Origin of the sequence: Veillonella parvula, assembly GCF_032472435.1 — a bacterium.
In the GTDB taxonomy this organism is placed as follows: Bacteria; Bacillota; Negativicutes; order Veillonellales; family Veillonellaceae; genus Veillonella; species Veillonella parvula_N.
In genome coordinates, this window is record NZ_JAWEGM010000003.1 from 1 (window position 1) to 25,858 (window position 25,858).

The 25,858-nt window shown below is 38.3% G+C and carries 28 protein-coding genes and 1 tRNA gene; 4 read left to right on the forward strand and 25 right to left on the reverse strand.

Features of this window, described 5'->3' with window-relative positions:
* The 6 genes from E7A03_RS05325 to E7A03_RS05350 all read right to left on the reverse strand — a co-directional run.
* The coding region (locus tag E7A03_RS05325; RefSeq protein WP_316073812.1) for an IS3 family transposase at positions 1 to 846 on the reverse strand (846 nt) is incomplete at its 3' end.
* Positions 847 to 967: 121 nt separating this feature from the next.
* A complete protein-coding gene (locus tag E7A03_RS05330) occupies positions 968 to 1,510 on the reverse strand; it encodes a glutathione peroxidase (protein WP_008602117.1) in 543 nt (180 codons plus the stop codon).
* 31 nt (positions 1,511 to 1,541) lie between these two features.
* A complete protein-coding gene (locus tag E7A03_RS05335; protein WP_008602116.1) occupies positions 1,542 to 2,336 on the reverse strand; it encodes a hypothetical protein in 795 nt (264 codons plus the stop codon).
* Between the two features lie 276 nt (positions 2,337 to 2,612).
* Positions 2,613 to 3,272: a DUF542 domain-containing protein gene (locus E7A03_RS05340; RefSeq protein WP_039965199.1), complete on the reverse strand. Its 660-nt coding sequence runs from the start codon at positions 3,270 to 3,272 to the stop codon at positions 2,613 to 2,615.
* A gap of 265 nt (positions 3,273 to 3,537) precedes the next feature.
* Positions 3,538 to 4,536 carry a phosphate acetyltransferase gene (pta, locus tag E7A03_RS05345; RefSeq protein ID WP_024061513.1) on the reverse strand — a complete coding sequence of 333 codons (999 nt, stop codon included), beginning with the start codon at positions 4,534 to 4,536 and terminating at the stop codon, positions 3,538 to 3,540.
* 57 nt (positions 4,537 to 4,593) lie between these two features.
* Positions 4,594 to 5,808, reverse strand: a complete 1,215-nt coding sequence (locus E7A03_RS05350; RefSeq protein WP_287509771.1) for an ATP-binding protein — start codon at positions 5,806 to 5,808, stop codon at positions 4,594 to 4,596.
* A 345-nt stretch (positions 5,809 to 6,153) separates the two neighbouring features.
* On the opposite strand from E7A03_RS05350, the gene E7A03_RS05355 reads away from it, so the two are divergent.
* The gene (locus tag E7A03_RS05355; protein ID WP_008602109.1) at positions 6,154 to 6,831 is read left to right on the forward strand and encodes a lactate utilization protein; all 678 of its coding nucleotides are present in this window, start codon (positions 6,154 to 6,156) and stop codon (positions 6,829 to 6,831) included.
* On the opposite strand, the gene E7A03_RS05360 is transcribed toward E7A03_RS05355, so the two are convergent.
* Together E7A03_RS05360 and E7A03_RS05365 are read right to left on the reverse strand one after the other, a co-directional pair.
* Complete coding sequence (locus E7A03_RS05360) at positions 6,809 to 7,084, reverse strand: helix-turn-helix domain-containing protein (RefSeq protein ID WP_004694625.1); 276 nt, start codon at positions 7,082 to 7,084, stop codon at positions 6,809 to 6,811. The genes E7A03_RS05355 and E7A03_RS05360 overlap by 23 nt on opposite strands.
* A 501-nt stretch (positions 7,085 to 7,585) precedes the next feature.
* Positions 7,586 to 8,938: an NAD(P)-dependent oxidoreductase gene (locus E7A03_RS05365; protein WP_004694624.1), complete on the reverse strand. Its 1,353-nt coding sequence runs from the start codon at positions 8,936 to 8,938 to the stop codon at positions 7,586 to 7,588.
* Positions 8,939 to 9,377: 439 nt separating this feature from the next.
* On the opposite strand from E7A03_RS05365, the gene E7A03_RS05370 reads away from it, so the two are divergent.
* Positions 9,378 to 10,565, forward strand: a complete 1,188-nt coding sequence (locus tag E7A03_RS05370) for a MalY/PatB family protein (protein ID WP_287509775.1) — start codon at positions 9,378 to 9,380, stop codon at positions 10,563 to 10,565.
* Between the two features lie 217 nt (positions 10,566 to 10,782).
* Here the strand turns inward: E7A03_RS05370 and E7A03_RS05375 are convergent, their stop codons facing one another.
* From E7A03_RS05375 to E7A03_RS05400, 6 genes are all read right to left on the reverse strand, one after another.
* A complete protein-coding gene (locus E7A03_RS05375; protein WP_316073813.1) occupies positions 10,783 to 12,429 on the reverse strand; it encodes a DUF438 domain-containing protein in 1,647 nt (548 codons plus the stop codon).
* Between the two features lie 325 nt (positions 12,430 to 12,754).
* Positions 12,755 to 13,384, reverse strand: coding sequence for a superoxide dismutase (locus tag E7A03_RS05380; RefSeq protein ID WP_287509778.1), 630 nt, complete (start codon positions 13,382 to 13,384; stop codon positions 12,755 to 12,757).
* A 369-nt stretch (positions 13,385 to 13,753) separates the two neighbouring features.
* Complete coding sequence (locus E7A03_RS05385; protein WP_024061509.1) at positions 13,754 to 14,293, reverse strand: cysteine hydrolase family protein; 540 nt, start codon at positions 14,291 to 14,293, stop codon at positions 13,754 to 13,756.
* A 214-nt stretch (positions 14,294 to 14,507) separates the two neighbouring features.
* A complete protein-coding gene (locus tag E7A03_RS05390) occupies positions 14,508 to 15,020 on the reverse strand; it encodes a phosphatidylglycerophosphatase A family protein (protein ID WP_287509780.1) in 513 nt (170 codons plus the stop codon).
* A 10-nt stretch (positions 15,021 to 15,030) separates the two neighbouring features.
* Positions 15,031 to 15,426 carry a hypothetical protein gene (locus tag E7A03_RS05395; protein ID WP_008602090.1) on the reverse strand — a complete coding sequence of 132 codons (396 nt, stop codon included), beginning with the start codon at positions 15,424 to 15,426 and terminating at the stop codon, positions 15,031 to 15,033.
* A 100-nt stretch (positions 15,427 to 15,526) separates the two neighbouring features.
* On the reverse strand, positions 15,527 to 15,871 hold the full coding sequence (locus tag E7A03_RS05400) for a zinc ribbon domain-containing protein YjdM (RefSeq protein ID WP_004698208.1): 345 nt from the start codon (positions 15,869 to 15,871) through the stop codon (positions 15,527 to 15,529).
* 614 nt (positions 15,872 to 16,485) lie between these two features.
* On the opposite strand from E7A03_RS05400, the gene E7A03_RS09930 reads away from it, so the two are divergent.
* On the forward strand, positions 16,486 to 16,557 hold the full coding sequence (locus E7A03_RS09930; RefSeq protein ID WP_219565824.1) for a putative holin-like toxin: 72 nt from the start codon (positions 16,486 to 16,488) through the stop codon (positions 16,555 to 16,557).
* Between the two features lie 175 nt (positions 16,558 to 16,732).
* Here E7A03_RS09930 and E7A03_RS05405 read toward each other — a convergent pair whose 3' ends face one another.
* Entirely contained in the window at positions 16,733 to 17,230 is a 498-nt protein-coding gene (locus tag E7A03_RS05405; RefSeq protein ID WP_119563246.1) for an ECF transporter S component, read from the reverse strand.
* Between the two features lie 235 nt (positions 17,231 to 17,465).
* Here E7A03_RS05405 and E7A03_RS05410 point away from each other — a divergent pair, with 235 nt between their 5' ends.
* The gene (locus E7A03_RS05410; RefSeq protein ID WP_287509783.1) at positions 17,466 to 18,032 is read left to right on the forward strand and encodes an NAD(P)H-dependent oxidoreductase; all 567 of its coding nucleotides are present in this window, start codon (positions 17,466 to 17,468) and stop codon (positions 18,030 to 18,032) included.
* A 137-nt stretch (positions 18,033 to 18,169) separates the two neighbouring features.
* On the opposite strand, the gene E7A03_RS05415 is transcribed toward E7A03_RS05410, so the two are convergent.
* The 10 genes from E7A03_RS05415 to E7A03_RS05460 all read right to left on the reverse strand — a co-directional run bounded on the left by E7A03_RS05415 (position 18,170) and on the right by E7A03_RS05460 (position 25,730).
* Positions 18,170 to 18,457 carry a DUF2695 domain-containing protein gene (locus E7A03_RS05415; protein ID WP_004698173.1) on the reverse strand — a complete coding sequence of 96 codons (288 nt, stop codon included), beginning with the start codon at positions 18,455 to 18,457 and terminating at the stop codon, positions 18,170 to 18,172.
* A gap of 25 nt (positions 18,458 to 18,482) precedes the next feature.
* The gene (locus tag E7A03_RS05420) at positions 18,483 to 19,085 is read right to left on the reverse strand and encodes a hypothetical protein (RefSeq protein ID WP_287509784.1); all 603 of its coding nucleotides are present in this window, start codon (positions 19,083 to 19,085) and stop codon (positions 18,483 to 18,485) included.
* Between the two features lie 30 nt (positions 19,086 to 19,115).
* Positions 19,116 to 19,658 (reverse strand): hypothetical protein, encoded by a 543-nt coding sequence (locus E7A03_RS05425; protein ID WP_316073814.1) that lies wholly within the window; start codon positions 19,656 to 19,658, stop codon positions 19,116 to 19,118.
* 37 nt (positions 19,659 to 19,695) lie between these two features.
* Entirely contained in the window at positions 19,696 to 20,202 is a 507-nt protein-coding gene (locus tag E7A03_RS05430) for a hypothetical protein (protein WP_314931868.1), read from the reverse strand.
* 71 nt (positions 20,203 to 20,273) lie between these two features.
* Entirely contained in the window at positions 20,274 to 20,705 is a 432-nt protein-coding gene (locus E7A03_RS05435) for a hypothetical protein (RefSeq protein WP_004698248.1), read from the reverse strand.
* 20 nt (positions 20,706 to 20,725) lie between these two features.
* On the reverse strand, positions 20,726 to 21,541 hold the full coding sequence (locus E7A03_RS05440; protein WP_287509793.1) for a DUF2262 domain-containing protein: 816 nt from the start codon (positions 21,539 to 21,541) through the stop codon (positions 20,726 to 20,728).
* 113 nt (positions 21,542 to 21,654) lie between these two features.
* Positions 21,655 to 22,485, reverse strand: a complete 831-nt coding sequence (locus E7A03_RS05445) for a DUF6630 family protein (protein ID WP_128114320.1) — start codon at positions 22,483 to 22,485, stop codon at positions 21,655 to 21,657.
* 289 nt (positions 22,486 to 22,774) lie between these two features.
* Positions 22,775 to 22,851 (reverse strand) — tRNA-Arg (locus E7A03_RS05450).
* A gap of 48 nt (positions 22,852 to 22,899) precedes the next feature.
* Positions 22,900 to 23,814: a 5'-nucleotidase, lipoprotein e(P4) family gene (locus E7A03_RS05455; RefSeq protein ID WP_316073815.1), complete on the reverse strand. Its 915-nt coding sequence runs from the start codon at positions 23,812 to 23,814 to the stop codon at positions 22,900 to 22,902.
* 452 nt (positions 23,815 to 24,266) lie between these two features.
* Positions 24,267 to 25,730: a catalase gene (locus E7A03_RS05460; protein WP_316073817.1), complete on the reverse strand. Its 1,464-nt coding sequence runs from the start codon at positions 25,728 to 25,730 to the stop codon at positions 24,267 to 24,269.
* Positions 25,731 to 25,858: the final 128 nt, after the last annotated feature.

The window sequence follows — 25,858 nt, forward strand, 5'->3', positions numbered from 1 at the left end:
CCCAAACAAGTGGAATTCGGTAATATCTGTGGTCCATTTTTGATCTGGCTTTGTTGCAGTAAAGTTTCGCTTAATAATATTAGGAGCAATTTTTCCTTCGGTACCCCTATATGAACGGTACTTCTTCAGACGAACTTTGCATGTTAAGTTTTCTTCCTTCATAATACGCATCACAACTTTGTGATTCACATTGAAGCCTAATTTATGTAATGCTATTCTGATTCTGCGATATCCGTAACGACCTTTATTCATCGATACAAGTGTATGAATAGCCTCTCGTTCTTCAACATATTTGTCTCTCTTCTTTATGCTAGCTAGGCGTGCATAATACGTACTTCGACTAATACCAAAGTATTTGAGCATAAACTGAAAAGGATATATGTTTCTTAATCTTTCGATGGCAATTGTTTGTGCTTTTTTTACAGCTCTATTGGGTTTAGCTATTTCACGCATTTCTTTCATAAAGTCGTCATAAAAAGATATTTCATACTTTAATCGAGCATTTTCAGCTTCCAGTTCTTTAATACGTTCCTTATCTGATTCCTCTAAATACCGCTTTTGCCATGCTGCAATTAGGCTAGGATTATCTAAACTAAATAATGCTGCTGTTTCTTTAAAGGATAACTTATCTTTCCACCTAGTTTCAAGAACTTTACATTTAAAATCTGCTGAAAATACTTGTTTACCAATTTTATGGGTCAAATTATGACTAAGGTTAAACTTGTGTAGCCAATTTTTTACAGTACTTTCAGGAATTGCAAGCTCCTTAGCAATTCTAAAGGGACTTAATTCTTTTTCAAAAAGGCTAATGACTTTTTCTTTAACTTCTTTTGAGTATTTTGACATAAAAAACTGCACCTCCAAAAATTGTGTCCAATTTTTGGGGTGCAGTTCAATCAGGTTTATTTTCTATAACAAGAATTATAGGAGCTAATAATTATAAGAATTGCAAATCATGCCTATTAAATTATAGCAGTTCTTTGATGAAAGCTTCCATTTCCATCGGTTTTACAACAGGCTCGAAGCGCCCTACCACATTACCTTTACGATCTATAACAAACTTAGTGAAGTTCCACTTTACCTCATCATCTCTTAGATAATTAGGATCGATGCCATTGAGATAATTTGTAAGCATTTCAGTTTTATCACTAGGTGGGAAGCCTTGGAACGGTTGTTCTCGTATCATGTATTTAAAAAGGTCTAATGCACTTTCATCGCGTACATCTGCTTTCCCCATAACTGTAAAAGTGACACCGTAATTCAATTTGCAGAAAGATTGGATTTCGTTATTAGAACCAGGTTCTTCCTCTCCAAATTGATTGGAAGGAACAGCAATAATTTCTAATCCTTGCTCTTTATATTGCTTATAAAGAGCCTCTAGACCCTCATATTGGTGAGTAAATCCACATTTGCTTGCCGTGTTAACAATGATAAGAACCTTACCTTCATAAGTTTGTAAGGATTGTAATTCACCAGACTTAGTAGGCAGGAAAAAATGATATACAGACATGGAATCTCCTAATTTAAATTAAAAATCTTTATTACACTAATAATGTTTTCACATCATAATTAAATTTTGCCGTTGTTTCCGCCGCAGTTTTTTGCCATTCTGTTGTTGCTGTACCATCTTTTTCAAGGAAGAATCCAGAATCAAGATAGCGAATGATAATATAATTGGAATCTTTTTGATCAAAGCCATTACCACGAGTGAAATCGATACCATGACCTGTATTGCGCGTTACGATAGCTTCCAACAAAGGCAACGTAATGGCATTCAACGTAATTTTCATATCACATTTGTCGAAAATCTTTTTAAAGAAAGAACTAGGTTTTTCTTCTTTATATACTAATAGTTTACTAATTGTACCATTAGATGCACACACTACGCGACGAATTTCATTAATAGGAATATCTACCTTACCATTCGAGATAACACCGTTTTTAATGGTAATTTCTCGTTTACCCATGTAGGAGTAATCTAGTGGTAATTGAAGAGTGTCTAAATTTGCAGGGAAGTCCGCTGTCAATTTATGGCGAGCAAAGGCAGCAATGATTGCTTTAGTTTCACGAATATTATGACCAGTATTATAATCTGTACGGTCAGTATCTAAATCTTGACCTTCTATATTTTTCCAATTATGGTCTCTAAATATAATCGAATAGTTACTATTTGAATTTAAATATCTTGTAAGATGAAGCTCATTTACATCATCAAAATCAATGTCAGTTATAACTTGTCCATTCGAATCTTTACAGAGTACACCATTGTAACTAACCGTTAATATACGATCCGTACTTTCAAAAACAACAGGATTTGTGTCGAATACAGAAATCATAGCCCTCTCCTTTTCACGACTTCAAACATACCTACACCTGTATATATCAAGTGCATTTACTCAATATATTGATTAAAGATATTAATCAAATATAGTTAACTTAATCATACACCTTCTATATGAATTTATGCAAATGATGTATTTCCCCCATACTATAGCTACAAACTCATGATTCTCAAGATAACAAAAGACACCAACCATTCAATTGGTGTCTTTACTACATACAAGGAGCCATTTTGCAATAGCTCCTTGTCATTATACAGATGATATTATAATCTATTTCATGTCAAACAAAACAGAATTTTCTAAGAAAATATGTTCATGCAGGCCTTCTTCTAAGGCTTTCATGGTCTTAAATACATACACATAAGTAGCACAGCCATCTGCTGGTGCTGTGTACTGGTTGGTCAATGCACTTAAGGATTCCAAAAGTACACCTGCAGCTTCGTGTTCAGCACGAAGTTCTTCAAAGTCTACGGGTTTACCCGCTTTAAACTCAGGGAAGTCTACATGCTCTTCATGCCGGAAATGAGGTACAAGAGCGGATTTAAGTTGCAAAAAGATTTGATAAATCTTTGTCAATTCCTCACCATGATGGTCATAATGTACATTTAACAGTTTTGCCAACTCTTGGTCAATTTCATCAATCATATTTAATTGTTCTCTATGATAGGTATGAACAATGTAATCAATCAATTGGTCTTTAGAATAGCTAAGCACCTCTGCACGAGAAGATTTCTGAGCAACTTGTACATCATTTAGCATAGCAATGTATGCATCCACATCTTTACCTTTTTCTGCAATAGCCTCAGCTAAAGGATGTCCACCACCACAGCAAAAATCAATTCCATCTTTTGCTAATACATCCATTAACTCTGGATTTACTTTAACCGCATCAGCTACGGTCATGGATTTATTAATAGTCCCAAAACTCATAAGATACACCTCCAATGGTTTACGCCGATCTATTTTCTTATAGTTATACTATACGGCCAACCATGGATTCTGTCTGTCGCAGTGGCTACGAATTTGAAAGTAACATGACAATAATGGTAACGCTGTAAGAAATAACATAGCGTGATGAATATAAAAATATATGGATATATGTTGAACATACAAAAAGCTGGCCCTATAGAGCCAGCTTTCAGCATATCAAAACATATACAACATATGTGTATATATATAATTGTTTAGGCAGATATTAAATGCTTTCAACAGCAGCGATAGCAGCAACGTCTACAACGTCTTGAGCAGAGCAGCCACGGGAAAGGTCATGGACTGGTTTAGCCAAGCCTTGAATCAATGGGCCAAGAGCGTCAGCGCCGGAGAAGCGTTGTACCAATTTGTAACCAATGTTAGCAGCTTGAAGATCAGGGAAGATCAAGATGTTAGCTTTACCAGCTACATTGGAGCCAGGAGCTTTCTTTTCTGCTACGGAAGGAACGATGGAAGCGTCTAATTGCAATTCGCCATCGAATTTGAAATCAACCTTGCGTTCTTTCAAGATGTTAACAGCTTCAACCACTTTATCTACTTCTGGAGTGGAAGCGGAGCCTTTTGTGGAGAAGGACAACATGGATACGCGAGGGTCAGCCATGCCAACAACTTTGCGAGCTTTTTCTACAGTGGATTCTGCAATATCAGCCAATTGTTCGCTAGTTGGATTAGGCAATACGCCGCAGTCAGAGAATACAAGCATACCGTCGTCGCCATATTCTTTTTTGCTTGTGAACATGAACATGGAAGAAGATACAGTTTTAAGACCTGGTTTAGTACCTACAACTTGCAATGCAGCGCGCAATACGTTTGCAGTTGGGCAAGCGGAACCAGCAACCATGCCATCTACTGCGCCAAGGCGAACAAGCATAGCGCCGAAGAACAAGCAATCGCCTTTCATAGTTGCGTCAGCTTTTTCAGGAGTCATGCCTTTTTTAGCGCGCAATTCTACGAATGTATCAACCATTTCTTGGTAACGATCGTAGTTAGCAGGATCGATGATTTCAGCACCTTCGATGGATACACCAACAGCTTTAGCAGCTTCAGCGATTTCAGCAGGGTTGCCAACGAGTACAGGTGTTACGAAACCTTCTTTCAAAATAATTTCAGTTGCTTTCAATACGCGTTCATCTTTGTATTCTGGCAACACGATTTTTTTACCTAATGGTTTTACTTGGTCTTTTAATTTTTGAATTAAATCCACGATTTTTGCCTCCTTAACATTGGCTTTACGCCATATCAATACTATTATTATAGCAAGTTAACGACTCTCTAACAACCATTCTAAAACATTTCGTTGTTGAATTCCGTCGTAGTTGGCATTTTTATTTAGTTCATCTAAGGTGAGCAAAAACTTAGAGTATTGGTCTTGTACCGCCTCAAGCGGTGCTAGTTCTCGGCTCAAAGTATTAGAGTCAAGTACGGTCTCACTAACTTGATAATATTCGGTAATTCCCCCTTTTTGTGCTACAAAATCTATTTCACCCTTAGCAAGTTGCCCTACATATACGGTGTATCCTCGTCTAATGAGCTCTAGAAAAACGATATTTTCTAGAATATGACCTGTATCACGGCTCGTATTCCCAACTAGCAAATTTCGTAATGTTACATCAACACTATAATACTTTGCATTGATACGTAGTAATTCTTTACCTCGTACGTCATAGCGATTTACCTTATATAACAACAAGCTATCCTGTAATCCTTGTAAATACCGTTCTACAGTTTTATTATCGATTTTTCGACCTGCACTAACGAGAGAGTTGGCTATTTTATTTGGTGAAAGTAAACTACCAACATTCGCCATAATATACCGCACTATATCTTGTAAAATTGTGACATCATTAATTTTCAATCGAGCCACAACATCATGCAATAACAAAGTATTATATAATCCACGTAAATATTCTTGAATATCAAAGTCTTCGCCCCCTAATTGCTGAGTATAAGGGAAGGAACTTTCACGAAGATAGGCCTCATAGGCAGGAATCAAAGAATACTGATTACCCTCATACTTGCTATGGTAAAACTCACTGAAGGACAATGGAAACATCTGAATTTCCACATATCGTCCAGTCAACAATGTGGCGATATCAGAAGACATAAAGTATGCATTGGAGCCCGTAATATATAAATCTGTGTTCTCTTTTACAAACAAGCTATCTACGACACGATGAAATTGATCTACATGCTGAATTTCATCAAGAAAAATGTAATTCGTTTCATTAGGCTGTATACGTTCTAAAATATATTGATACAACGCATGGTAATCTCGCAAATGATCGTATTCCAATTCTTCAAAATTAATGGAAATAATCTGTTCAGGCTTCACATTATCTGCCAATAACTCATCTTTAAACAGCCTAAACAATGTAGATTTACCACAACGGCGTATGCCTGAAACGACCTTAATAATAGGCCGCTCTCGATTACGCCGTAAAAAATCTAGATATCCTTGGCGCTGAATTAACTTCATAAGGGCCTCCTCATCTATGTACCTTCTCATAGATGGAACCCATGTATTAGTAATATCAGATATCATATCACTTACCTAATAAATTTGGATTCCATTCCAACTTTATATTAATTTTATCATAAAGTTGGATTTCATTCCAAATTTTTATTATTTTAATCATAAAATTGGATTAGATTCCTAAAGTTTTACTTTAAATTTTAACATACAGCACTTCAATTAATGTTTATCTATGAACTACATACCAATAATTGAACTCTTTACACATAATACGCTACAATAATAGAAACAAAATACGGATAGCCAAATGCCAATTTATATTCCTTATACACCCATTTAGGAGGTCTTATGGCGAATACAGAGGCAACGATCAACGCTGTTATACATCCAAAATACAATGATACACCTATAGACATAGAGAAAACAATTAAAGCCTTGGAACGCAATAATTTTGTAGTCCATTATTTCGAAACAGGTACTGAAGCTATTTCCTATTTAAAAGATCGTATTCAAAACAAACGCGTAGCCATCGGGGACTCTCGCACGTTACTAAAACTCAACGCTTATAAAGCCCTATCCGAAGTCAACGAAGATGTAACGGATATTCAACGTCCCCTTCCTGGTGAAAGCTTCCGCGACACCGCATTGCGCACCATGGGGCGTGATGTATTTCTCACCTCTGTAAATGCTCTTGCTCAAACGGGGGAAATGGTCAATATTGATGGTACGGGTAATCGTGTTGCCGCCTCACTCTTTGGCTCTCAAGAGGTATTTTTTGTGCTAGGCATCAACAAAATCACGCCGGATTTAGCTTCCGCCATCTATCGTGCACGCAATGTGGCCGCTCCGCTCAACAGCAAAAAGAATAAAAAGAGCTGTCTCAATCCATGTGCCACATTAGAAGAGAAATGCTATGACTGTGGTTCTCCCGACCGCATATGTAATGCATTAACCATTTACTATAAAAAGATGCGCAATATGCAAACCATGGAAGTCATCATCATCAATGAATCTTTAGGCTTCTAATTGTTTGCGGCCCATTCAAAAAATCTTGTATATTCATTTCTCCAAGTCCATACACGACTCTGTAAATTGTGGACCACCGAGGATCTACGGCACCACTTTCAAGGTCACTAATATAAGATTGGGCTAAACCAGATTTATCTGCCAATTGATATTGAGTCATTCCCAATTGTCTGCGCCAAAGTAAAATCAATACACCAAGCTTGTGAACTTCTTGTCGAACTTGTAGATCTTGACAACATACGATAGGATTCATGCCAACCTCTATCTACTTTCTCCCTCAACACATATTTATGCCTTTACTATAAATCTGGGCTCAATCATTTCCTAGTAGTGGTTGAAAAGCGATAACACAAAAGCCTTAACAAAAACTAATGTGTAAATCATTTTAATTAAGGCTTTTGTTCTATGCAGATTTCATTGCGTAGGATTTCATCATTTCGTGGAATTTTAGTATATATAAAAGTTATTATCATTAAAAATACAGATAGTAAATCAAAAATACAGGTATTATCTATATATTGCAATTCTTTTACAGTATTCATACATTATGCATACACTTGATTTATAAAATTACCTAGTTTTATTTATAATACAAGAAGACTATACGATATAAAGTAAATGCGATATATAGTAAATGCGATATATAGTAAATACGCAATATTGTTAAAATACATTTAGAAATAATAAGTCTATTAACAATACAAAAGGACTATACAGCTGAACTGTATAGTCCTTTCTATGTATTTATATAAAATTATTGATTTGCGCTTTCTTGTGCTTTTTTGATTTCCATGTATTTAACCATACCATCAACGGCTTTTTTAGCTTCACGCATAGCCAATACTACGGTAGCAGGTTTATGAACAACGTCACCACCTGCAAATACGCCTTCGCGACTAGTCATACCATATGGATCTTCAGATGTAATAATATAACCTTTTTCATCTACTTTTAAGTTATTACCTTCACCTACAAGACGAGCATTTGGTTTATGACCTGCGGCGATAATGATTTTATCAACAGGCATGACTTGGAAGTTACCAGTACCGTGGATACCTGCACCATCTTCATTAAGCGCCATCACTTCATATTTGAAGCCTTCAACCTTATCTGTACCTTCTACGCCTACTGGAGAAGCGAACCATTGGAATTGAACGCCTTCAGCACGGGCTTCTTCGTATTCAGACAACAAGGCTGGCATTTGTTCTTGGCTACGACGATATGCTACTGTTACCGCTTCGCAGCCTAAACGTACGCATGTACGAGCTGCATCCATCGCTACGTTACCACCGCCGATGATGATAACACGGTCACCTTTTTTAACAGGAATTTGATTTTCATCAAGTTCCCCATTTTCTACCAATTGTACATTCGTCAACAAGTACATTGCTTGGAATACACCAGGTACTTCATCGTTTTCCATGCGCACGTCTTGAGGAATATGCGTACCAGTACCGATGAAGATAGAATCATATCCTTCAGCAAAGAGATCGTCCAAAGTTTTATCTTGGCCGATAAATGTATTGCATACGAACTTAACGCCTAACCCTTCAAGGCGAGCGATTTCACGACGTACAACGGCTTTAGACAAGCGGAATTCCGGAATACCAAATAAGAGTACGCCCCCTGGTTCAGATTGACCTTCAAAGACAGTTACTTCATAACCGAGTTTAGCCACATCACCTGCTACGGACAAACCTGCAGGACCAGACCCTACTACCGCTACCTTACCAAGATCTTGTTTAATCTTCTTAGGTTTGCGAAGTTCATTGATACTTTCAAAGTCAGCAGCAAAGCGTTCTAATTTACCGATGTTAATAGGCGGTTTTTTCGCCTTATTCATAATACAGTTGCCTTCGCATTGATTTTCTCGTGGGCATACGCGACCGCAGATAGACGGTAAATTTGTTCGTTCCGCCAAGATATCATTAGCTTCACCAAAATTACCACGTGCGATAGCTTGGATGAAACGAGGTATTTCGTTTTCAATAGGACAGCCCATTCGGCATAAAGGTTTTGGACAATTTAGACAACGTTTCGCCTCCGCGAGCGCTTCCTCCATCGTATAATCCGCATCAAAATGTAGTGGTTTTAATTCGTTACTCATGGCACATGCCTCCTAACAAGGATCCAGTATACTATACTTACAGCGTTGCATGCACCTAAGCATTCCGATGAGCCCTCTCACATAGGGACGCCGTCACATGCTGCTAACATTTATCTTTTGTAACCATTCGATAGACGTGTGGTCACTGGTCAAACTCACACTATTCTATAGTATATTCTAAATTGTGAAAGTCCCAGCCGTCAAGCAAATATAACACCTTTTGTATACGAATATAGCCCCTATTCATGCAAGGATTGCATAGATTTTATACAAGTCCATTTACATATAATAGGATGCATGTATACTGATAATAGATACAGTAATAAGAATTAGAGATACACCTTACGGAATAGAAATATCTATTTCGCAATTGGATATATACATACATATAAGAATTAAAGACATAAAAGCCAAGGTATATCCTTATATGAGGTTTCTTATGAACACAGCAGAATTCACTAGCAAATACTATATAGACCGCCACGGTTCTCATTCCCGAAAATGGGACGGTCAGCACTTAAAATTCAGTCGCACCGACCTATTACCATTATGGGTTGCAGATATGGACTTTATGCCGCCTCAGTGCATCCAAAATGCCATCTGTAACTATGTGAAAGCCAATCCGTTAGGTTATACTATGATAAATCCAAATTATATAGAGGCTGTTATAAGCTGGTATAAACGCCGTCACCATTGTAAGCTTCAAGAAGAATGGCTTACAAGCGCCCCCAATGTAATTACTGGTATTATGTGGTGTATTGGGGCTTTCACAAAACCAAACGATTCCATCGCCGTTCTAAGTCCTGTATACGGCGCCTTTGATACGAGCGCCAGCGATGCACAACGTCAAATCATCGCTGTTCCCATGATGCGTAACAAAGATAATCGCTACACCGTGGATTACGATGCATTTGAAAAGGCTATCACCGAACATGATGTGAAGCTGTTCATTCACTGCAACCCACACAATCCTGTGGGGCATGTGTGGACGGAAGAGGAGATGGACCGATTATTTAGTATCTGCCAACAGCATAATGTGCTCATCATAAGTGATGAAATCCATCAAGATCTCATCACAGGACCAACAGCCTTTACATCAGCCTTAACCGTAAAGAACGGAGCCTATGCAGATAACATGATTGCCATGTCCTCCTTGTCCAAGTCATTCAATATGGCTAGCTTGCACCACGCAGAGGTTATCATTCCTAACGAAAAGCTACGAAGCCAATTCAACGCCTATAAAGCTCATGTATACCATACGGACTCAGACGTTATTGCCGAAACTGCCATCACAGCAGCCTACACTCACCCAGAGGCCGAAGCATGGTTAACAGATGTACTGGCCATGGTTCGTGAAAACTATGAATATCTATGCCGAGAGCTTTGTACGGCATTACCAAAAATCCGCATCAGCCCTATGGATGGCACCTATTTAGCGTGGATTGACTTTAGTGCCTATGTAAAGCCCGAAGATATGCACGACCTATTCGAAAACAAATGCCGCCTCGCACCAAGCTTTGGCGAATGGTTCGGAGGTGAAAGCTACGCAACCTTTGTACGTCTTAACTTAGCTACAAGCCTAGAAAATATAAAAAGCGCTACCCACAGCATTATTAGAAATATTTAATATATCAGCCATATTAAGCATAATAATTGTATTTAATCATACTATCCCCTACACAACCTTAGTACATACAGGGATGTATGTGCGGTAAACTATAAGGTATGCAAAAAGGCTGCTCTACCATCAAATCGTGTAGAGCAGCCTCTTTTCTATACATGTCTTACTTTTCTATATATGTCTCATATATGTTACCTATTCAGGTTACCACATATATAGGGTCTTATTTAGTTCTAGCGAAATGATCTTTTGCAAATTGCATGTCTTGTACGAGTTCCAATGTACCAATATAGTTATTGTTTTGATCACGAACAGCCATGTAATTGACATAGAACGGACGACCTTGTTTTTCAAGCCATACTGCTACATTATCGCGATCACCTTTACGGAAGGAATCAATGATACCACGTACGATTGGTTCTACCTTTGGCGGATGGCAGGAATACACATCGCGACCGATAGCTGTCGTAGGGCGTTTAAAGACCTTTTCACCATCGTTGAAGTAACGGTTAATGTCTTCGTGATCAACGAAGGTGACTTCCATTGGCATTGTATTAAGCATGGCATTCAATTGATCCACAGTCAAGGTACCACCGATTAGAGCAATGGTATTATCATCGCCACTTGCTTTTGTTGTTTGTGTTGCTAATGCGGTTTCAGCCTCTGGCCAAGCAGTGCGTTTTACTCCAAAAATCTCTTCATATTGCGCTGTATCTTTGTAGATTTGGTACCACTCTTCAGTGCTGAAGTTTTCTGCGCAGATTGGGAACAAAATATTTTGTTCTTTATAAATCATTTCTTGAGCACGTGTAAGAAGCTCATCAAAACGTCTATACCAATCATCTACACTTTGGCTAGACTTAGCTAAATCACCTAGTTGGTCCCGAATATCACCATCAACAGTCCACATAACCATAGATGGACCAGAAATATCATAGGCTACTTTCAAATGCGGATACAAAAGGTCACCCTTCTTAGCATAGTGAACAGATACTTGACGCACTGCATTTACATCATCAACGGTTGCCGTTTTATCTGCCACCTTAGGTCGAATGGATTCAATTAACGCATCAAGAGCCTTGTTTTCTTCTGTTAATTGATGGAGTGGATGTCCTACAGTTTCAATCAAGGACACCACACTTTTGCTCTTTTCTTGAGCCTCTAACACAGCCTCAACCTTAGCATGTTCTGACTCCATTTGTTCATGAATGGTAGAACCGTGGAACAAGGCGGAGTGAAGGTCACATAATTGTTGCACCTCAGCTAACGGTGTACCTTCACGCATGAGACCTTGCTCAGCTTTCATAATTTCACTAGCCTCAACATGGGCGAATTGACTAGCAAAATCTTCACGAACAGCACCAAGCTCTTCGCCCGTACCTAACCGTTTCAGGAATCCTTTAAGTTGCTCTACACGTTCGCTATCTTGAACAGTATCTTCAGCCTTAGCTTCGGAATTTTCTTCCGTATTAGCTTTCGCTGTAGTAGATGCTGCTGCATTTGTTTCTACTGCATTTGCTGCAACTGTACTAGAAGCTACCTTAGCAGATGCATCCGTAACATTAGACTTTGTAGCCGCTTCAGTAGGTGCCACGCCATGATGACCCGCAGATTCCGCATCATCACCCGATAAGTTTGGCATGTCACCTTCTAAGGTAAAACCAGCTTTCATAAAAGCACCCACGATATCAATCATGGATACACCTTTCATCTTAGCCCCTTTTGGGATAGTCATGATTTTGCCAACAGAATTCAACATCACCTTATTTGTGATTTCGCTGAATCCTAATTCCTTCATAATATCTGTTACTTCAGGATATTCTTTTACCAAATCATATACAGATTTGGATAAATCTAATTTCTTTTCCATTTTGTTCCCCTCGTGTCAAAATCTTTATAATATACTTACTGATATTAATGAGCCCCTATACGTAAAAATCTCGTATACAAGGCTATCGATTTACTGTGAAAGGTCTATATATAATGACCTATGGTTCTATGATAAACGATATCGATTAGAAAATCTGTATCCGTGGCTATACTTTTGAAAGTTATTTATAAGATGAAATAACAGTAATAAAACACCGGATAATCGATCATGTAGACCAACTATCCGGTATTTACGTTACATTATATTATATTATTATGCCTGTTTCTGTTTCTGTTTCTGTTTCTGTTTCTAGCAAGTATACCCCTTAATCATGATGTGGTTTCAATGCTTTTTCGTAGTTTTCAGAAACTTTGTCCCAGTTAATAACGCGGAAGAATTCCTTGATATAGTCTGGGCGACGGTTTTGGTAGTGCAAGTAGTATGCATGTTCCCAAACGTCTAAGCATAGAATTGCTGTTTTACCTTCCAATATAGGATTATCTTGGTTTGCAGAGGATGTCACTTCTAACTTGCCATCTTTGTTAACTACAAGCCAAGCCCAACCAGAGCCAAAGCGTGTAGCTGCCGCAGTAGAGAAGCTTTCAACAAACGCATCGTAACCACCAAGTTCATCGTCAATAGCCTCTTTCAAAGGGCCTTGCAATTTAGAAGTATCTGGTTTTGTCATAATTTCCCAGAACATGGTGTGGTTCTTGTGACCGCCACCATTATTGATAACAGCTTGACGGATATCTTCGGGCACATTAGCAATATCGCCGAGAATGCAGTCTACACAACCATACGCAAGATCCGGATATTTCGCGATAGCGGCGTTCAGATTATTAACATACGCTTGGTGATGCTTGTCATGATGCAATTTCATTGTTTCAGCGTCGATAACAGGCTCTAGGTAATCATAAGCATACGGTAAAGGTGCGAGTTCGAAAGGTTTCATAGTAGTCCTCCTTATAATTAGGGCATAGAACAATGCTAATTATTTCGTATCATCGTTCTTGTGAAAGCGATTCGATGCACCTGCATCGGTAGTATAGAATCAATCTACTAGCATAGCATATATACTTCAAGAAGAAACGTATTATCCTAACTTCAACCAGAAGTTAAGATATCCTTTTCAGCCAATAAATTGATATGAATTATCATTCTTTATCTAATTGTACACATTATATAGAAAAACGTCAATATAAAAGGCTAACATAAAAAGGCCATGGGAACTCCCACAGCCTTTCATTAGTTGATTGTTATGTGACTTTTACTCAGCAATAACACATAGTTCTACATAAAAACATATACCAATATATACAAATTATTCGACAATGCACTGACACATTTTCATAGTTGTTAGTGCCGCTTGATGGGACTCCTCTGTTACACCAGCACAACAGCTCGAATCGATGTGAATCGGAATCTCTGGCAAACCTGCTTTCAGCATAATCGCATTGGACACAACGCAAATATCTGTACATAATCCGATGAGCGTAATAGACTCAATAGGATTTACTTTATCCATACCCTCTAACCGAGTGAGCAGCTCAAAAGAGGCAAAGTTTGGTTTATCTACAAAGGACACAGGACTCATAATTGATCGACCTTCTGCAGCCTCAATCAAGCCATCCACAATATGCCAGCCCTCGGTATTTTTAACGCAATGTGGCACTGGTAAAAGCTTTCCTTCTTGGTGTTCCAAGTAATCTCTATCATGCGTGTCACGCGTAAAGATAATAGGGCCATCAAAACTTTCAATTTTCTTACGCACATTATCTACGATTAACTGTGCTTGCGATGAACCAAGGGCACCATCTACAAAATCATTTTGCATATCGATTACTACTAGAACCTTTTGCATAGCTCCTCCTGTATATAGGCTACAAAACAAAGTACTTATTTCCAATCAATATTATTTATACTCTTTATTCTTTATAACATCAATAGTATCTAGCAACTCTATACATTGTTATCAAGTTGTTGTGAAAGTGTCATCAAATTCTTGTCAAAGTGTTATCAATGAGTCATCGAAGCCCATCTCATACTTTATCGATAAGTAGATATATGACGAACTTCTATTCTTCTGCTATAGCATGTTGCACGCGATTTGGTTCATTATGTGCCAGTTTTCCTGCTGCTGCTGCCGCTACAGCACCTACTAAATCATCGAGGAATGTATTACAATGCCCGCCCTCTTCACTATCTAGTTTCTTGATGATACCTGGTTTTACCTTGTCTAAATAGCCATAGTTTGTAAAGCCAATTGATCCATACAAATTAACGATGGAAAAGGCTAAAATTTCATCAATCCCATACAGGCTTTCATCATTAGCAACAATGCATTGCAATGGCTGAGATAGTTTATTTTGCTCCGTTAACTTATCAAGCTCTATGCCCGTAATAATCGCATTATGCACCTCCCGTTTAGATAGTACAGAAGCCACACTTGTGCGACACTCTTCTAGTTTTAAATTCGGCATATACGGTTTTTGTACGTAAAAAACAAGCTCTGCAATGTCATCTAATGTGACACCACGCTCAGCGAGAAGATCATAAGTATATTTCTCTAAATCTTTCGTAGTTTCCATAAGCCCTCCTTTATCGTTTCTTAGAATTAGTATCAGGTAGCATGACAATACTAACGGGAATCGTTACAACAAGCGCTTCATCAGTATCAACATGTTTAGTATTCCAAGCCGCTTCTTTAGCAGCCTCCTCAAAGATAGGGTACGCTTCACGATCTAGTTTCCAATTATTAGGACCTGCTTCAACAGCTACAATATTACCCTTATCATCCGTCTTAATCTCTATAGGAACGATTAATGTTCCATCTGCACTCGTTTCAAAAGCCTCTGGTGGAATGATCACATTATAAGAAATCTGTTGTTGCAATTCATAATTACGCTTGTCCGCAGGCTTTATATCTGCAGCTATAGAACTAATAGGGCTCATCGCAGACACTAATAAAGCCAACAATATAACACGGTTAAACATAGTTTCCTCTCATCTAAATACTCTCATACTATATGCATTATAAGTTGATTATACCACGAAAAAATCCCTACCGAATTTTTATCGGTAGGGATTTCTTAGATTAGATTTTCTTAACCATTTCGGATTTCAATGCCATCGCACCGAAGCCATCAATTTTACAATCGATATCGTGACCATCGCTCGCATCGGTGATGAGGCGAATATTTTTTACGCGCGTACCTTGTTTCAATACACCCGCGCCTTTTACTTTGAGGTCTTTTACAACAACCACTGTATCGCCATCAGCGAGCTCATTGCCGTTAGCATCGCGAATAATCCCCGCTTCAGCTGCAGCTTGTGCATCGGCCGCTGTCCATTCGTTGCCACACATAGGGCAGATAAACATATGACCGTCTTCGTATGTGTACTCATCGCCACACTTAGGGCAGTTAGGTAAATTTGCCATTTAAATCTCCTTTGTTTATTACATAATGAAAGTATTATATCATACCTTGGAAACCGGGCTCTATATTAATATGATGACCATTGACTCCAGATTGACGATATACGCCAATCTCATTATAATGTAATAAAGAGATAGTCGACGAGTGGTTCCGCCAGGCTCATCCCAAAACATTATAAAGCATGCAAAAATGGCCTTTCGTTTTCAGCTACCAGTTGGTAACGAAGGGCTATTTGTCGTTATTACGACAAATCAGCACTATCAATGCTCCAAAGGAAATAACGACAGTTAAGATCCCGAGGACAATCATAATGACTTCATAAGCATTCATAGGCTTTCACCCCCTTCAAAGAAAAAGGGTGTCCCAACCTCGTTCGACTATCTTACGTTCATTATAAACCGAACTTATGTTCTATGCAATAAAAAATCTATTAATAAATATTAGTCTATTTATAACTAACAAAGGGAGACTCTTGATAGAGTCTCCCTTTTATTCGTGTACAAGTTGTACGAAATTAATCCGTGTTTTTCAATCAATAATTTCTGCTATATACTAATAACGAAAGAGCCATTAACGTGAGTTAGGTTCATCTCCGTCTTTTGAGGGAGGTGACATTATGACTGTATACGAAGCATTATCATTAATGATTTTATTCGCTACCCTCGTAGTGTTAATTCTTAAGAAATAATCAATATATTGATTATAAAATAAGATAAACCTAACGTTTAAGACTAAGTACGGCAATACTTAGACACGTTAGGTTTATCAAATTCCAATTTGTTTGATGAGCCTAACGCCTAGAACACGTTAACTGGCTCTTTTGTACTTATAGTATAGTCTGAATTCTAAAGACTGTCAATTTACTATCCAAGTCGTTTACGCAATATCGCATAGAGTATCATGCTAATAATGACACTCATAACGGCTTGAATGGCGTTCGTCAATATACTAGCAATGGCTACGCCTGGGTCGAATACAAAGTATTCAGCGATAAAGTAGCCTGCTACGATGATAATACCACCTAGGATAGTTGCCGCTAAGGCAGAGGTAGTTGTCTTATTCTTATAGACAGTACCGACAAGATAGCCTTCAAGTCCTTTCACCACGAAGGTGATGGGTACAAAGACTACATAGCCGAGAAATAAATCAGCTAGCGCCGGGCCGATAGCACCAATATAGGCGCCATATTTTCGACCTAATAATAGAGCTGACGTCATAATAACGACATCTCCTACATTGAAATAACCGCGAATGCCAGGTACTGGAATTTTCGTGTACATGGTAAACAATGTTGCGAGGGCAATCAATACGGCTGTGAGTACTAACGCAGACGTAGTACTGCGGGTTTGAACGTGTTGCATAGCGTCCTCCTTATAAAGAAAAATAGATATGCGATAAAATACACCGCATATCTATACTATATACCTTTATAACAACACCCGCAAACAGAAGGAATTAATAATACACTCTTCCCAACATTTATCGTTATTTACGTTTAGAATAGGTGCTCTTCACTAGACTTTAACTTAATATAGATACCATTTTACTATACAGATTCTTTCAACCTGACGATGATTAAATAGAAAGGAACTAGCCATGAATATTTTAATCATTTACACCTATCCTAATCATCAAAGTTTTAATAACGCTATTCTGAAAGTAGTGCAACAGAATCTTTCAAAAGACCACAATGTGAACACCTTGGATTTATATGAGGAACAGTTCGATCCTATATTGCGATTTGATGACACGCACAAACGTCGAGATTTAAGCACTGTGCCGGACATGGAGAAGTATCGCAACTTAATTACTTGGGCAGACCATATCGTCTTTATCTACCCAATTTGGTGGAGTGGTATGCCAGCAATGCTCAAAGGCTTTATCGATCGCGTATTTACAGCGGGCTTTGCCTATTCATACGGAAAACGAGGGCTTATAGGTCATTTACAGGGAAAATCCGCCTGGATCATCACCACCCACAATACTCCCGCCTTTTTGACGCCGTTTATTCAGGACTATGGCAAGGTGTTAAAAAATCAAGTTCTGAAATCCTGTGGCATTAAACCGGTTACACATACCCAGTTGGCGGGCACAGAAAACAGCTCGGACGAAAAACGCCGGCGCTTCTTAGACAAAATCGCTAATATCGCCGGCAGTATTTAACATTTCTAGTATACTATGATTTTTTACCAAAGATTACTTGGTTACCAAAATCACAAATAAATTTACATTAGACTGCTTACAGTTTGCTCTAAGTCAAAAACAAGCTGTATACGAAAATCTCTCCAATTACATAGATATTACTCTTCAAATCTCTCTTCTACATTGTAGAGAACCTCGCAGTCACAACCGCCACCTTCGTTGACGATCCAGTCTAATACGATTTCTACATCTACCTTTTGTTTTTCCAAGAATTCTCTAGTGAAAGTCAAACTATGATCGCAACCGTCATTTTCCTCTAATTTCTCGTCTACATAATCAAAGAGATTCCAAAACAACTCTTCATCCATAGGTAAACTATCTTTAAACGATTGTCTCTGCTTATCTGCATATGCTTTTAACAATTCCTTTTTACGTGCTTTATCCATCGTAATCATTTCCTTCTATAATTCCTTAGATATTTGAGTGCTCTATCTCTATCAATAATTCTAGCAATTCAGCCTCTTGCTCATTATTTTTGTCTAACAATGGCCTACCTAGTAAAAGCACTTGAAGTGAATAGTAATAGAAGCTAAAGAATAGGTCATCAGAGAACACCTCATCTTCTTCATACCGAATCATATCTTCGTCCTCATCGTATTCTTCAGACCAAAGGTATTCTTCATTGAGCATATCCACAAAGTTTGGTAATGGATCCGCGTGTTCCAACACAAGACCATCTCTAATACTTTCAGCAATGACAATAAATAACTCTACTAATGCTTCAGCTAAATAACGAGCCACTTCATTGTGACGTTGTTCTTCAACGGCTTTTTTGAAAGTACGCAATAAAAAAATTAATGCAAACGGTGTAGAATGCCATAAAGTCGATTGATGTTCAATATTTAAGGCTATTTCCTTACTAGCCTCATCAACAGTATCAATGCTTTCCATCTTCCACAACACATCAAGCTCTTTAGGAAAATCTGTAGCACGTCCGTAAGATGTAGTTAACCGATGCCACGGTATATCACTGATTTGCGCAGTTTCTATATATCTTTGAGTCACTGTATTCATTATATGTAATCCTTATATTTGATTTGAGTATTAAAAGAACAGATTTTCATAAGGCGTAACACTGCCATCTTCTTCATGGTAAAAGCCTTGGTACAGAGGTTTTCGGTGTGCCGCGTCATAGAACTTTTGTAATTCAACAGCCACATTTGCTTCGGAAGGCATGCCTAGCGCCTTAACAACATATTCCCATTTATCCATATCTGTATAGGATGTAATTTGATTATGTCGCTCATTGGCATAGCCTTCGAGGGTAGATATATCCTTATATTGACTAGAATCACAATAGTCATGCCAGCAAATGCTATACACCAATAAACAAATTAAATCGTCTATACTTTCAGCTATGCGACCGCATTCACCTTCGCTACTCATATATCCAATTGATCCATCCTCTAGTTGATGATACTCACCGCCTGCACCATCACGAGCAAAAGCCTTTCCATCCATAGAAAAGGTACATTTTCCCTCAATCTCATCACGTTCCGTAGGTTCATCGAGCAAAAAGAAATCAAATAGTGCGTCAAAATCTGCTGCCAAGTTAGAATCTTTATGTAATATTTTTAAATAATCCATATGGTTACCTCTTATAGATTCGCCTATTCTCTCTATTTCATCTCTTATTTTCTCGTAATTCTAACAACGCAGAAACCTCGCTCATACTGAGATTAAACATGTTGCTTTCTAAATCAATAGGTACAAAATAATAACAAACTATATCTGCACCAAACTCATCTTCTAGCTTTAGCCATTCTGTCCCTGAAAGCACGGTAAATCCGAGCGTATCATCGCCAAGGCTTTCAGCAAACCAGCGCACCTCATAATCAGGTTTAACGAAGTCGTTGAAATATTTGATAGTCACATCCCGGTCTTTCTCATCACCGTAGGGAATTAGCAATTTTTTATTGCCCTTTTGTAGTACAATATCGTCACCATACTGCTTTCCATTGCTAACGGTTTGAATGTCGATAGGCTCATCCATCATGTCATTAAAATAGTTCACCACATCTTCGTCATCCTCGCGCCAGTCAATCCAGATAATAGCTTCGGAATCAAATAAATCATCTAAATCCACGTCATGACTAAAGAAATCTTTGACTAATTTATACATATCTTCCATAGTCTCTCTCCTGCATATCACTTATATTTTTAGGTAGAATACAACACCAGTATCACCACTTTAAAACAACTCTATAAGGTTTCGTATATCACATCTTGTTGAGCCGTAAAGTTTTCATCAAAAGGAACCAAAACATATAGATGTCCTGCTGGGGATTCTCCCACATCATAGCCTAGTGCAAATGCATCGTAACAACCTGATTTATCCAGCATTATATCTGTTAGCGTTAGTACAACAGACTCTTCTTGCGGTATTCCCTTTTGTATGAGCCCCTTCGCCAGTTGGTCTAATTCATCTAATTGGACATATAATTGCTCCCATATTGATAGTGAAAGTACATCATCTTCAGTATAACCGGTACAACTAATATTAAGTTTTTTAAAGGCTTGTCCTACAGTCTCTAAACGATTAGTGCCCAATCGGCAAGATACAAAGTAAACACCATAAGGTTCTTCAAACCAGCTTTCAACATTCCATAATGTCATTAATTCCGATTTTCTCATTAGGACTCTCCATTAATTGATTATCCTGCAATATCTGCATCAACAGGGTTCCCATCCGCATCAATATGAGCTATGATACAGTGCCCCCAGAAGATATCGTCATCGTCATAATAGACCTCTATGGAGCCATCGTTACGAAACGCCAATTCGCCCATCGTAATACGCTTAGCAAATACGTCTGATGTAATCGGATCTTGAGCGTCATTGTCGAGCCAATAATTAGCGAGTTCTAACAAGGTCTCACTAATATATGCACTAATTCGTTGTTCAAATGCTTTGAAATTCTCGATTGTATTGAAAGCCGCCAATGCTACGGTACAGCTTTCATCAGAACCCTCATCTACATCAAGGGTGAATGCATAATCATCAATTCTGGCTGTGTAATATTGATACTCTCGATTTAAAAGGAAGTCACCCCTGTCGGTATGAAGGTATTTAGGGGTTTTCAAATACGTCGACAACGCCTCTAACTCACTATGTTTAGCATGCTCCTCTAATACCTCAAGCACATAATAGCGATTATTCCAAGACGGGCGCATATAGCCGAGGTCCTCTAATGGTTTTGCTTTCTTAACTAACAATTTATAGACCCCATGGGGCTCAAAAGAATAACCCCATCTATCGTCAAGACCCTCAATAATCCACGTCAAAATGCCTTCGCTACGGTCAAGCACGCCAGTTCGAGTATCTAGAATAGCATCAGTAGACACCAGTGGTCTATGGTACTTCTCTAAATAAGGACTAGCCCCATTCGCATCACTCCGCGGCAATGCATAGATTTCAAACTCTTCCGGCTCAAACTCTGCTTCATATTCTGGTAGACGTACAATACTCATATGACTCTCTCCTATTCATCACATTTTACGGTTCTACAGTTCAGAAATACATCCTTTTATAGATGATGCCATAGCATAATTGCTTCTGTAACATTAACATGTTCTGTTACCTATCACAGACGTTCTGCTACATCGATTCTATGTAATAGTTCTTTTCCTAGTTCTTTGGCTGTTTTGAATTCCTCATTTGAAAGCACCATAAGTACAAAGCTATCGGTTCCGATGTCCATGCCTGCTAACGTATAGTTTTCCCATTTAGAATTAAGATCAGCACACCAGTCCATAATAACTTGATCTTCATCTAATGCTGATAGGTCAATAGTTAGATCTTCGCCGGTATCTAAAGACTTGTTACGTATTAATTTCTGTACATTATAAATAAAATCCTCTAATTCACATTTACAGCTTAGCTCTACAGCATATCCTTTAGAGACTAGTTTCTCATAAAGGTTCCACCAGCTATCTTCTAATTCTTCCATGGAACGCAACTTAGCCTTGGTCATAAACGATTTAGCTTGTTTAGCATCGCCTAGCAACAACGTTGCTAACTCTGTAAATGTCAGTTTCATCTGATCGATATCTAGATACGCTACTTCTACACATAAACTACAATCAAGTACTCTGCGTTTTTTCACAAAGGCCCGCATCATCTTCACTGCATCAGGATAACTTACATCAGCCATACGATACGTCTTACCATCTATGTCTAAGAATATATCTACTGCATCTGGTGTTTTTCCTACACGCGCTTTCATGGCAGTGCAACCATCGATGGCATAAGGTGGATACAATTCTATATACATGAAAAATCCATCATGCATAGCCTTTAGGGTATTATCTATTCCTACTATATTAAAACCATTTCGATTATAATCAGGGCTCTTCATATGCCACTCTTCGTAATTATCGAAGAGTTTCTCTTGAATCCAATTGTAAATACTCATACATGCTCTCCACTATATACTGCCGTTTACATATAATGTTTAACTGAATATGTAACTAAATATGTAACTGAATATATATATCTTAATTATATCATTATTAAGGAATACTTATCATAAAACTTATGTTTAATTAGCATATGAATAATTTCCGATAAAAGCAGGTTTTCAAACCTATTCTGCTCTATAGAAACGGTGTTTTAAATTTCAAAACCTAAAAAGAGCCAAGAATTAAATCTTGGCTCCTAAAAAGGCATAATACTAAAAAACATATGCTCATTAATTATTTTTTTGGTGCGCCTAACCGGAATCGAACCAGTGACACGCAGTTTAGGAAACTGCTGCTCTATCCTACTGAGCTATAGACGCATGTATACTTTATTATATCGTTTTTAATAAAGTATACGCAAGGCGTCCTTATTGTTGTAGGTATTGGTTATTCACTTGTTTTTGTTCTTCTGGGCTTAGGTTTTGGTAGCCTTTCGCTAGTGCACTTACCCAGGATCCGTAAGCAGGGTTTGGAAATACTACAAAGGTAGTACCAAAGTCCTCTTTATGATTGTCGATGATGGCATTTCGTTCAGCTAAGGTCTTACCTTTTGTGCCAATAGGAAAATCACCGGCGTTATCGCCCATATATACAACGACATAATATTTTTTAGCAATCATATCAAAGCGAGGTTGTTTATCCGAGTCTTTTTCAAATAGTAGCACATGGTCTTTATCGACAGATGGGAATCCTAACGCCTTAAAGTTTTGTACTGTTGCATCGTAGTTAACAGGTGCGTAGCGGTTGGAAACGTAGAAAATTTCTACCCCTTGTTTATGTACTTCATTTAGGAATTCAACAGCGCCAGGCATGGCTTGCGATTTGCCTTGATGCACGGCTTGACGCCACCAAGGAGCATCAAAACGACCATTACCATTTACAATGCTTTCACCCATCAACTTGGTATTGTCCACTACGGTTTCGTCCGCATCAAGAACGATAGCTAAAGGTTTTCTTTGATGAGATGGATCAGTAACGGCCATCTTAACGGCATTTATTGCCACATTGTACCCTTGATACGCCAATGCTCTGTACTCCGCAGAGGTGCGCATCCATAGCAAGCCCATCGTTTCTGTGTCGGCTTGGTACTGTTGTTTTTGTTTGAGGGCTTCCTGTGCTGCTACATCATTAGTTACTACATTATTAGCTACTGCATTATTAGTTACTGTATGATTTGCTGTAGCACTAACTTTATCATTCTTATCTGCTGTAACAGTAACAGGCTGAGCTGCTTGGGCTTGCATTACAATAGCTGCGGGAACAGAGTTATTTGCTTTCACCATCGCTAGAGAATTCGCCTATACTACAGATCCAACACAAAGGCTTCCTCCCATGCAAGCTACCGCCACATACCATGCCAAACTACTAGATTTCATAACTGCCTCCTATTCACATGTAACATTTCGTGCAAATTCAACACATCATATATTTCTACATAGTTATACTAAAATCCTTTTAAAATTTGTATATTTTTAACACAACAAAAGGACCCTTGCTACACATCATTGATGACTCTTAATTTAGATGTGCTTAGCAAAGGCCCTTTAAAGGATTTTATTTGTTTTTGTTTATAAGATAATTGGTATCAGTGTATAAAAATTTTGTGTGAATTTAGATTTTTATAGATTAGTATTTTGTATAAATGTGAAAGTGTTATTAGTTAAGAAAGTTCTTTTCAATCGTTAGTATTGTTTAGATAAACTATTTTAATGTTGTTTAAATAGTATCATTAATCTTATTTTACATCGCTAAAATCGATGTTCATGCCCAAGGCTTTAGCAACGCCTTCACCATAAGCGGGATCACATTGATAGCAATGTTTTGCATGACGTTCTTTGATAAAATCAGGTACGCCATTCATAGCTGCTGCGGTGTTATCAAATAAGACTTGTTGCTGTTCAGGGCTCATGAGGCGGAACAGTTTACCTGGTTGTGTAAAGAAGTCAGAGTCGTCTTCATAGAAGTCATATTGGTAGGCTGGTCCAGATACGTCGAGAGGAGGATTTTTGAATTCCGGTTGTTCAGCCCATTCACCAAAGCTATTTGGTGCGTAGCCAATTGTAGACCCATGGTTTCCATCTATACGTCCTTGACCATCGCGATGATAGATATTTACAGGACATTTAGCGGCATTAACAGGGATTTGATAATAATTTGCCCCTAGACGATAGCGTTGCGCATCCGCATAGGAGAACAAACGACCTTGAAGCATTCTGTCAGGAGAGAATGAGATACCAGGAACGATAGTTGTTGGTGCAAATGCAGCTTGTTCTACATCTTGGAAATAATTTTCTGGGTTGCGATTAAGTTCCATCACACCAACTTCAATCAATGGGAATTCGTTATGATACCATACTTTAGTTAAATCGAATGGATTGTATGGCATATTGTTAGCTTGTTCTTCCGTCATCACTTGGATGCATAATTTCCATTTCGGGAAATCGCCTTTTTCAATAGCCTCAAAGAGGTCACGTTGGTGACTTTCACGGTCACTAGCTACCACATTAGCCGCCTCAGCATCGGAAAGATTTTCAATCGGCTGTTGGCAAACCCAGTGGAATTTAACCCATACACGTTCATCGTTTTCGTTAATCAAGCTGTATGTATGGCTACCAAAACCATGCATTGTACGGTAAGATTTAGGAATACCACGATCACTCATTACGATGGTTACTTGGTGAATAGCCTCTGGCAAGCTAGTCCAGAAGTCCCAGTTTGCTGTCGCATCGCGAAGATTTGTTTTCGGATTCCGTTTTACAGCGCGGTTCAAATCAGGGAATTGCAATGGATCGCGGATAAAGAATACCGGTGTATTGTTACCTACGAGGTCCCAGTTTCCTTCTTCCGTATAAAATTTTACGGCAAAGCCACGAATGTCACGTTCCGCATCGGCCGCACCACGCTCGCCGGCAACAGTGGAGAAACGCACGAATAACGGCGTTTGCTTGCCTACTTCAGAGAAAATTTTTGCTTTCGTATATTTTGTAATATCATTAGTTACTGTGAAAGTACCAAATGCACCGGATCCTTTAGCATGCATGCGGCGTTCAGGAATCACTTCGCGCTCAAAATGAGCTAATTTCTCCATGAGCCAAACATCTTGCATCAATACAGGACCACGTTTACCTGCTGTAGCAGAGTTGCGATTATCTGGTACGGGAGCGCCAAAGGCGGTTGTTAGTTTCTTTTCATTATTCATGTTACAAACTCCTACTTAGAGATCAAAATGAAAGTAATTTACTTTACATAAATTTTTAATCATACATCTTAATTACGATAAAAATTATTAATGGATAATTATTATCCATAATTATGTAATTAGAATAG